General features: G+C 66.4%; 9 protein-coding genes. 4 read left to right on the top strand and 5 right to left on the bottom strand.

Annotation, left to right across the window (positions count from 1 at the left end; all coding sequences use genetic code 11):
* The first annotated feature begins 13 nt into the window (after window positions 1-13).
* Window positions 14-1,093 carry an anti-sigma-D factor RsdA gene (locus ACNJ7E_RS32705; RefSeq protein WP_418341862.1) on the top strand — a complete coding sequence of 360 codons (1,080 nt, stop codon included), beginning with the start codon at window positions 14-16 and terminating at the stop codon, window positions 1,091-1,093.
* A gap of 130 nt (window positions 1,094-1,223) precedes the next feature.
* On the opposite strand, the gene ACNJ7E_RS32700 is transcribed toward ACNJ7E_RS32705, so the two are convergent.
* Window positions 1,224-1,526, bottom strand: coding sequence for a hypothetical protein (locus ACNJ7E_RS32700; protein WP_280780117.1), 303 nt, complete (start codon window positions 1,524-1,526; stop codon window positions 1,224-1,226).
* Window positions 1,527-1,812: 286 nt separating this feature from the next.
* On the opposite strand from ACNJ7E_RS32700, the gene ACNJ7E_RS32695 reads away from it, so the two are divergent.
* The gene (locus tag ACNJ7E_RS32695; protein ID WP_280780116.1) at window positions 1,813-2,457 is read left to right on the top strand and encodes a dihydrofolate reductase family protein; all 645 of its coding nucleotides are present in this window, start codon (window positions 1,813-1,815) and stop codon (window positions 2,455-2,457) included.
* Between the two features lie 286 nt (window positions 2,458-2,743).
* Here ACNJ7E_RS32695 and ACNJ7E_RS32690 read toward each other — a convergent pair whose 3' ends face one another.
* The 3 genes from ACNJ7E_RS32690 to ACNJ7E_RS32680 form a co-directional block, all read right to left on the bottom strand.
* Window positions 2,744-3,298 carry a TIGR03086 family metal-binding protein gene (locus ACNJ7E_RS32690; RefSeq protein ID WP_280780115.1) on the bottom strand — a complete coding sequence of 185 codons (555 nt, stop codon included), beginning with the start codon at window positions 3,296-3,298 and terminating at the stop codon, window positions 2,744-2,746.
* 308 nt (window positions 3,299-3,606) lie between these two features.
* Complete coding sequence (locus ACNJ7E_RS32685; protein ID WP_280780114.1) at window positions 3,607-4,299, bottom strand: MFS transporter; 693 nt, start codon at window positions 4,297-4,299, stop codon at window positions 3,607-3,609.
* Between the two features lie 155 nt (window positions 4,300-4,454).
* On the bottom strand, window positions 4,455-5,282 hold the full coding sequence (locus tag ACNJ7E_RS32680) for an NADPH-dependent oxidoreductase (protein ID WP_418341861.1): 828 nt from the start codon (window positions 5,280-5,282) through the stop codon (window positions 4,455-4,457).
* Window positions 5,283-5,463: 181 nt separating this feature from the next.
* Between ACNJ7E_RS32680 and ACNJ7E_RS32675 the strand changes: the two genes are divergently transcribed.
* Window positions 5,464-6,210, top strand: a complete 747-nt coding sequence (locus tag ACNJ7E_RS32675; RefSeq protein ID WP_418341860.1) for an SDR family oxidoreductase — start codon at window positions 5,464-5,466, stop codon at window positions 6,208-6,210.
* A 647-nt stretch (window positions 6,211-6,857) separates the two neighbouring features.
* Entirely contained in the window at window positions 6,858-8,372 is a 1,515-nt protein-coding gene (gene tnpB, locus ACNJ7E_RS32670; RefSeq protein WP_418341859.1) for an IS607 family element RNA-guided endonuclease TnpB, read from the top strand.
* A 163-nt stretch (window positions 8,373-8,535) separates the two neighbouring features.
* On the opposite strand, the gene ACNJ7E_RS32665 is transcribed toward tnpB, so the two are convergent.
* On the bottom strand, window positions 8,536-8,919 hold the full coding sequence (locus tag ACNJ7E_RS32665; protein ID WP_418341858.1) for a RidA family protein: 384 nt from the start codon (window positions 8,917-8,919) through the stop codon (window positions 8,536-8,538).
* Window positions 8,920-8,950: the final 31 nt, after the last annotated feature.

The raw sequence follows: 8,950 nt of genomic DNA, 5'->3' as shown, positions 1-8,950 counted from the left end.
GTGACGAGGGCAGGTGAGAGGTTTGGCTAGGGGCATCAAGCGCAACGGCAATCCCGATGCCGATCTCCCAGGAGACGACGCACCGGTGGACGTCGCGGCAGTGCGCCGCGACGACGCTTTGATCGACGCGATCGCCGGCGGCGGTCCCGTCGCAACGGATTCGCCGGAGCAGTACGAGCTCGCGCTTCTGCTGACCAATTGGCGCGCCGACATCGTGGCGACGCCGATGCCGACCGGGCCGCTGCTGGACGACGTGATCGCGGCGATCGACGCCTCGGACGCCCGTTCCGCACGCAGCGCTGCCCGCAGCAAGCTCCGCTTGTTGCGACCCATCGCAGGCGCTGCCGCCGCGATCGCGGTCGTCATGGGTGGCGCCACCATCTTCTCGTACAACGCCGCACCCGGCGATCCGCTGTGGAGCGTCAAGTCGGTCGTGTTCAGCCAGCAGGCCGATTCGACCGTCGCGCAGATCGACACCACGTCGCAGCTGCAGGAGGCCGAGCGGCTGATCGCCGCGGGCGACGCGGAGGCGGCGAAGAACCTGCTCGAGGGCGCCGCCGACCGTTCCGGCGGGGTACGCGACGCCGACATGCGCAACGAACTCGACGTGTGGCGGGCGAAGCTCGCCGCGGAACTCGAGAAGATCGCTCCCACCACGCCGCCTGCGACGACGACGCCCGGTACCACCACCACCGACACGCCGACGCAGACCATCGAACTGCCGGCCACACCCGGTTCCACGACGGCGCCGGGAATCGAGCCGTTGCCGGGAACCCTGCCGCCGGATTTGCAGCTTCCGGGACTGCCGCCCACGTCACTGCCGCCGCTACCCACGACGACGCTCACGGTCCCGCCCGAGACGTTGCCGCCCACCAGCCCTGATCCCACCATCACGATGGTCCCGCCTCCGCAGCCGCCCCTGCCTGTTCCGTCGGACAACCCGACCACGCAACCGCCCCCGCCGTCCGACATCCCGACCACACAGCCACCTCCGCCTCCGCCGTCAGACGACCCGACCACGCAACCGCCCATCCAGCAGCTGCCGCAGGAGCCTTCCTTTGCGCCGCTCCCGCCGCCCGCCCCGACCAGCTGAGACGGGCAGCATCACGCTGACCCACATCCTGATCGTCTGAGGCCTGGGCGACGAGTACCAGCTGTTCGTGTACCCCACCGCCCAGGGTCGGGGACAACGGCTGTTTCCCTACCGGCGGCGGATCGATTTCCTACTTATGTCGGCGTTCGGCGATCCGCGCCTGAGCAAGCGCGGTCATCACCCGCTCGGTCATCTCCGGCCATGGCGGTCGCCGCAACACCGCGATCGTGCCGATGACGGCCGCCGCGAAACCCGTGCAGACCCCGATCAACGCGTGCAAGCTCGCATCGACGGCAGGCGTCCACGTAGCACCCTCCGCACCGACTGTGTACATGCCGACCGGACGCTCACCTCGTCGACCCCAAGCTGTCCGCGACACAGTAATGATCACCGTGCCGTTACTCGCCTCGTACGGCTCGCCGAAGACCAGCATCGAGTCCTCCTTGTCGGGGCCGTCAGTCTACTGCGCGAACCGCGGCGATCGCCCCGATCAGCGCTGTCGATGTCGATGTCGAACTAGGCTGCGACTGTTTGGTGCGTAGTGGTGTCATCCATGAGTGCAGGAATGCCAGACTGGACTACTGCCTTTGGCAGCACTGCACCATTCGGAAGCGGATCGGCCAACGGAACACGATTTTCGACGTTCGCGATGAGTCCAGCCATCTCTTCCGGTCTGTCTATTTGTATCCCGGTCCATCCGATCATTGGAGGAGGCGCCCATGCCCCGCACCCGCATCCACAACATGAACATCTCCCTCGACGGCTACGCCGCCGGTGAGCACGTGACGTTCGACGCCCCGATCGGCGGTGCGCAACGGCTATTCGACTGGTTCGACGGACGCGTCATCCACGGGGTCGACCGGGTAGACGCCCCGATCACTCTGGACCGCGCCGTGACCAGCCTGTGGGGCCAGGGCATCGGCGCGGAGATCATGGGGCGCCGCAAGTTCGGGCCCCACAGCGGCGATTGGCCCGACGACGGGTGGCGGGGCTGGTGGGGCGACGAACCGCCATTTCACACACCAGTGTTCGTCATGAGCCACTACCCACACCCGAGCATCGACTTTGCCAACGGAACCAGCTTCCACTTCGTCGACGCGCCACCCCGTGAGGTGCTGCGCATGGCCCAGGAAGCAGCGAACGGCCAGGACGTCCGTATCGGCGGAGGACCCTCGACCGTGCGGCAGTTTCTGCAAGCCGACCTGATCGACTTCATGCACCTGGTGATCGTGCCCATCACCCTCGGGCGCGGCGTATCCCTCTGGGAGGGATTGAACGGCATCGAAGACCGCTTCACCGTCGAGACCGTCACCTCACCCAGCGGTCTCACCCATCAGCTCTGGAACAAGAACGGCCATGACTGAACCCGGTTCTTCGGCCAGTCGGGGATCCACCTACTACGGGATCGAGGTGGAGCGGCACGGAGTCGAACACAAGGAGCACGGCAGGAGCCGTTGACGAGCAAGGTGTTCGAGGATCGCTGGGTAGTTGGCGAAGACGTCACCGAAGTTGCAGGTCTGACCCTCAGCGGTCCCGGTGTAGATCGACGATGAGGACGGGGACGCGTTGGAGTAGCCGACAGCGCGCCGAGGGACGGGCGGTTCCGCAAGCGGATCCCCGGCGGGAGGCCCTCGATCGCTTGGCGTTGCGCTAGGGCCGCCGTCCGAACCAGTCGAGGAGTCGGGCCTGCTGCGAAGCGTCGGGAGGCAATGTGCCACTCGGGCCCTCGCCATACGCACCGAAGGCGAGCATGTCCTCCAGAAATGGTTCGACCACGCGCGACAGCCCGGCGACCACAGGCGGATCAAGAGTTTCATCGAGACCCGCCGCGCGGAGGAGGTCCCACGCGTGGACCACCAGGTCGACGAGCCGGAAGCGTAGGAACGCCTCGGCGGGGACGTCGCCGTTCGGGCCGGGAACCGGCTGTTCCGGTGGTGCGGCGGCGAAGGCCTCGGCCTGGTGTCGTGACGATTCGGCCACCGCGGCAACCGGGTCGACTCCGAGCTGGTCATCCGAGAGCATGTTCCGGGCCTGCTCACGACCGACGCCGGCAAGCAGGAGCGCAGTGAAGCGGTTTCCCACCACGACGTGCTCGACCAGGTCGCGCACCGAAATCTGTGACGGCGTGGGCAGGTCCCATGAGTCCACCGGCAGTTGGCGCACCACGCGCTCGAATTCGGCCGAGGCAGCGAGAATGAGTTCCACCTCTCGCACGGTAGCGGTCGTGGACTGGCTCCGGACAGGTACGTCGTGGCGGATGCCCTTCTCGGGAACGGCGTACGGCGATTCTCCTCACCAGGGCGGTGACCGAGTCTCTCGCGACGGGCATGTCGTGGGCGCAGATCGCCGAGCGTTCCCGGCCACGGCCCCCACGACATACTGAATCTGTCGACACGCGCGCCCGTCCTGCAGCGCCCGGATCACTGATCCAGACTCGTCCGTTGAGCGGAACGGGAAGCGCCGGTGGCTTCCCGCTGTCGATCGAAATTCTCTGGCTCCCGCTCACGCACGTCTCAGGCGCGAGAGCGTCGTTCGAGCATCAGAACGCTGATACTCGCCACGACCAGAACCACCGCCAGCGCGAAGAAGAAGTCGCGTGGGAGGAAGCCGGCGCCGAGGGCAGTCCCGACGATCAACGGGCCTGCGATTCCACCGAGGCGCCCGATCCCGAGGGCCCAGCCGACTCCGGTGGACCGCCTGCCGGGTGGATACAGCACAGTCGCCAGGGCGATGACGCTCATCTGCCCGCCCGTCACACACGTGCCCGTCCGGAATGCAGTTCCGAGAAGCGCCCAGGTGCTGCCGCCACCGATCACCCACCCCAATGCCGCGACGAAGGCCGCACCGCCGAGATAGACAATGCCGAGAGTGCGGAACGGGTTGGTCTTGTCCACCGCGGGACCGATGATGATTGCTGCCAGAATCCCGCCGATCGTGGTCAAGCCGGTCGAGGCGATAACGACGCGTGACGGTGCTCCCAGCAAGCCGACGATCGTCGGAACCCAGCTTTTGAATTGATCCCACGGGCAGCGGGTCGAGCAGTGCCACCGAGCCGACTCGCTCGGGCGTCTCCAGCGCAAGCTGGAGCGCGACGAGCGTGGGTCGTACCACGAGACGAAGGCACTGGCGGGTACGAGCACGACGCGCTCACCGCCCTCGCGCAGCTGATAGGTCAGTTCGACGTCACCGAACCGGGCACTGTCCACGGCGTCCCCTATGGATCCGCTCCATGAAGTCAGTTCCAGTGGAAGCGCTCACGAAGGGCCTCCGCGGCAGAAGACCCGGTGGGTGGTCCCGCAGAGCCACTCACCGGGTTTCGGACTTCGAACGGCCACCGTGCACCGGTGGCCGCGTCACACCTCTAGCGAAGGGGGAACCCGAGACGGACGAGCGATTCCTTCAGCCGATCCCGCCCGTTCAACCGTGTCGCGGACGCGAGTCGGTCCAGAACCCTGTCGATCCAGGAATGTTCGAGCTGCTGCGCCGAGTAGAAGGCAGCGATCCGCCCCTCGTAGGCGTCGACGTGGTCGCGCTGGGCAGGCAGGTCGTACTTCTCGTGGTGCAATACCGCAGCTCGGGGCAGGCGCGGCTTGATCTGGGCGTCGGCGTCCGGATGCGGCTGCCCGACGACGAGCCCGAACACCGCGAACACGTGGGGCGGCAGGCCGAGTTCCGCCGCGACTTCCTCGGGCTTGTTGCGCAGCGCCCCGATGAACACCGTTCCCAGCCCGAGCGACTCCGCCGCGGTCACGGCGTTCTGCGCCGCCAGGGCGGCATCGATGAACCCGATATAGCTGCTCTCGAGATAGTCGGCGCCCTCGATCGGCGCGCCGCGGTCGCCGGCGAGCTGGCGGACACGGGCGAAGTCGGCGAGCCAGACCAGCAGGACGGGGGCCTCGATGATGTGGGCCTGGTCGCCCGCCAGTGCGGCCAGACGAGCCTTGCTGTCAGCGTCGCGGACCGCGACGACACTCCACGCCTGGAGGTTCGACGACGTGGCGGCCGACTGCGCAGCCGACACGAGCACGTCGAGTGTCTCGTCGGTCAGCGGATCGGGCAGGTAGCGGCGGACCGACCGGTGCGAGTGCAGGGCTTCCAGAACCGGATTCCACTGCGCGGGTTCGGTGAGGGCGGGGTCCCAGTAGCGCTGCTGCAGCGCCGTGCGGGGTGCGATGTCTGCGATGGTCACCCGGACAGGAAAGCCGACCACCGTCCCCCACTCCAGTGTTAGGCGCACCGTGATTCCTGAGATCTCCCCGCGTTCTCGTCGACGCCCGCGAACGGAACGGGTGAACAGCCGCAACGACGCCGCCGATCGGCGACAATTCGGGGGCCTCCGACAGCTGTTCGGAACTACGTGATGCAAGGGAGTGGACGTGACGGAACGGGTGATCGTGGTGACGGGTGCCGGCTCGGGAATCGGGCGGTCGATCGCGACCGGACTGCTCGACGCCGGGCATCACGTGGTGCTGACTGGGCGGGCGCGGGAAAAGCTGGACGAGACAGCGCACGGTCACGAACACGCAGTCGTGGTGCCGGCCGACGTCTCGTCGCCGCAGTCGGTGCACAGCCTCTTCGCCGCCGTGGCCGAACGTCTCGGCCGCCTCGACGTACTCGTCAACAATGCCGGCACCTTCGGCCCCTCCGGCGCGGTGGACGAAATCGAACCGGCGGACTGGGACCGGACAGTCGCCACAAATCTGACCGGCGTCTTCCTCTGCTCCCGGGAGGCCGTGCGGATGATGAAAGCCCAGACACCGCGCGGCGGACGCATCATCAACAACGGCTCACTGTCCGCCCACACGCCGCGACCCGCGAGCGTCGCCTACACGGCAACCAAACACGGGGTGTCGGGGTTGACCAAGTCGATCGCGCTCGACGGACGCGACCACGACATCTGCTGCACCCAGATCGACATCGGGAACGCCGCAACCGCCATGACCGAAGGCATCGGCCACTCCGCCCGCCAACCGGACGGATCAATGCGAGCGGAACCCACCTTCGACCCGCGGTACGTCGCGGACGCAGTGACCCGACTGGTCGAACTCCCCTTGGACGTCACCGTGCCGACGATGACCATCATGGCCACCGGCATGCCGTACATCGGCCGCGGCTGACCGCGCGGCCGATCAGCGACGCGGGTCTGCCCAGTCGACCCGGGCGGCCAGTGCGTGTAGCGACCGTCTCCTGTTCGCGTTGGATTCCCCGACCCAGGCGATGCGTCCGTAGACGTATTCACGGAATTGCGGTCTGCCGGTTCATGCAGGGGCGCTGCCGGTCCAGGCTCGGCAGTTGCCGTCGGGCACGATTCTGGTGGGGTACCCGAGCGGTCGGCACCGTGTCTGCGGCTTCCTGTGGGTGCGGTGGTGGTGTATTGCCGGGTGACGTCCCCTGATGAGAGCCGACCTGGAAAACCAGGGCAGATGTGGCGACCGAACGCGAAGAACGTGGTCTGAGTGCGTCGAAGACGGTCATCGAGACCGGTTCCGGCCTGAACTGGAAACGCACCATGCTTCGCAGGCCGGTAACTGATCCGAGTGTGTAGACGATCGCCCCATCGAGCATCGGGACCGCCTCGCCGGTTTCGAGTTCGGGTTCGTCGAGGCAGTGCTGTCGGTGCACTGTCGTATCCTGCTCGTGTTTCAACGACGACGGGGGCCGATGAACTGGTGCGCGATATGACCGCGTTGTGCGCTCGCCAGCGTGGGTGGCGTGGTGCATGTCGCCGTGCCGCAGCTGACGTGACCGCTGCGGAGGACTTGGCGTGACCCCCACAGCGCTGCTCGCCGATCCCGGTGACGAGGTCACGGCGCTCGACCACGCTGCAGACCCGTCTCGATCGGTGATCCGTGCTTTCGTGGACGTTCTCGATCCCACCCCGGGGCAGATCGAGGCGTTGCGGTCGCATTGCGGGGCGCAGCGTTTCGCCTACAACTGGGCGCTGTCGCAGGTCAAGGCGAACCTCGACCAACGAACCGCAGAACGCTCCTATGGTGTTCCCGACGCGGAGCTGACCCCGTCGATGTCGTGGTCCGCGTACAGTCTGCGCAAACACTGGAACACCGTGAAAAACGACGTCACGATCAACTCCGAGACCGGGCAGCCGTGGTGGCCGGAGAACTCGAAAGAGGCCTACAGTTCCGGACTCGCGAACTGCGCGGCCGCCCTATCGAACTGGTCCGACGCCCGGTCCGGAAAACGTACAGGCTCGATGGGGTTTCCGCGGTTCCGAAGCAAACGGGCGTTGCTGTCCTGCCGGTTCACCACCGGCAGTTTCGGGTTGGTCACCGCCGGCGGTGACCGCCGTCATGTGCAGTTGCCTCGGATCGGGGCGATCCGGACGGGCGAATCGACCCGCAAACTGGCTCGCAAGGCGATCGCCGGGTCGGCTCGGATCCGGTCGGCGACCCTGTCGTATCGTCGGGGCCGGTGGCAGGTGTCTTTCTCCGTCGAAATCACTCTCCCCGTCAGGGCACTCCCACCCGCTGCCGCTGATCCTGGGTCGGTCGTGGGGGTGGATGTGGGGGTCAAGCACCTCGCGGTCCTCTCGACCGGTGAGAAGATCGAGAACCCGAAACATGCCCGCAAGCACGCGAAGAGATTGCGTCGTCTCGAGCGCCGTGCGTGCCGCCGGGTCGGCCCGGATCGTCGCACCGGCCGGCAGCCGTCCAGGCGTTGGCTACGCACCCAGGACCAGATCCGGGCAGTACACCCCCGCATCGCGGCCGGACGCCGCGATCACCTGCACAAACTCACCACCCGACTGGTGCGGGACTTCGACACCGTCGTCGTCGAAGACCTCAACATTGCCGGAATGACCCGCTCCGGTGGCGCCTACAAACGCGGGCTGAACCGGGCTCTGCAGGATGCGGGGCTCGCCGAGATCCGGCGACAACTGACGTACAAGACCGAGTGGACCGGCACCGGCCTGCACGTGGCGGATCGGTGGTGTCCGTCGAGTAAGACCTGCTCGAACTGTCAGGTAGTGAAAGCCAAGCTACCTCTGAATGTTCGGGTGTTCACCTGCGATGCGTGCGGATTCCGCGCGGATCGTGATCACAACGCTGCCCTCAACCTCGCTGCCCTCGCAGCGGTTGTTGACGGTGGTGCGTCTTCGGCGAGTTGCGGACGAGACGTAAACGAAGCCCGACAGAAACCAACCATACGACCCGCCGCCCGGCGGGCAGACGGTATCGCTGCGGGAACACCACCGAGTGGTGAACGTGACCGGGGTAACCCGGACACTCATGCAGAGTGCACTAAACGACACTCAGTATGAACGGTTTCCCCTGACGTGGTCGCGGCCGGCGAACCGGCCACACCACTCTCACCTTGCACCGTCGCACCTCGTGAGAATGCCACAGGATCTCTGCCGTGCGGGGCCCTATCGTCTTGATTTCGAATCGAGCGACTCCGTCAGTCGGAGTGTGCAATCGACCCAGTCAGCGGAGGCACAGGGCGACCACGTCGATTTCGACCAGGAAGTCACCGAGATGCGATCCGACGGTGGTCCGCGCCGGGTACGGGTGCGAGACGAACTGCTGATACGTCTCGTTGAAACCGGTGAAGTCTCGCGCTGGATCCTGCAGGTGGACGGTCGCTTTGACCACGTGCGAGAAGTCCGAGCCGCACGATTCGAGTACGGCTGCCAGATTTCGCATCGCCTGTTCCGTTTGTTCTTCGATGGTGGTGCCGACGAGTTCCCACGTCTCCGGGTGGTGGGGCGTCTGGCCCGCCGTGTACAGGACCCCGTCGGCAAGGATCGCCTGGGAGTAGTGCCCTGCAGGGCTGGGTGCGTGTTCTGTGCTGACCTGTTGCCTGTTCATGTGGTCCCTCAGTTCTGAATGTTCGTTGTTC

This window comes from Rhodococcus mengyinensis, from assembly GCF_048381435.1.
Classification (GTDB): domain Bacteria; phylum Actinomycetota; class Actinomycetes; order Mycobacteriales; family Mycobacteriaceae; genus Rhodococcus_F; species Rhodococcus_F opacus_D.
Note: the sequence above shows the minus strand (reverse complement) of the source record. Positions and strands in the feature narration are given on the sequence as shown.

Excerpts from the sequence above, each read along its gene's own strand:
- ACNJ7E_RS32700 (WP_280780117.1), bottom strand. The coding sequence starts at position 1,526 with ATGCTGGTCTTCGGCGAGCCGTACGAGGCGAGTAACGGCACGGTGATC.
- ACNJ7E_RS32695 (WP_280780116.1), top strand. The coding sequence starts at position 1,813 with ATGCCCCGCACCCGCATCCACAACATGAACATCTCCCTCGACGGCTAC.
- ACNJ7E_RS32665 (WP_418341858.1), bottom strand. The coding sequence starts at position 8,919 with ATGAACAGGCAACAGGTCAGCACAGAACACGCACCCAGCCCTGCAGGG.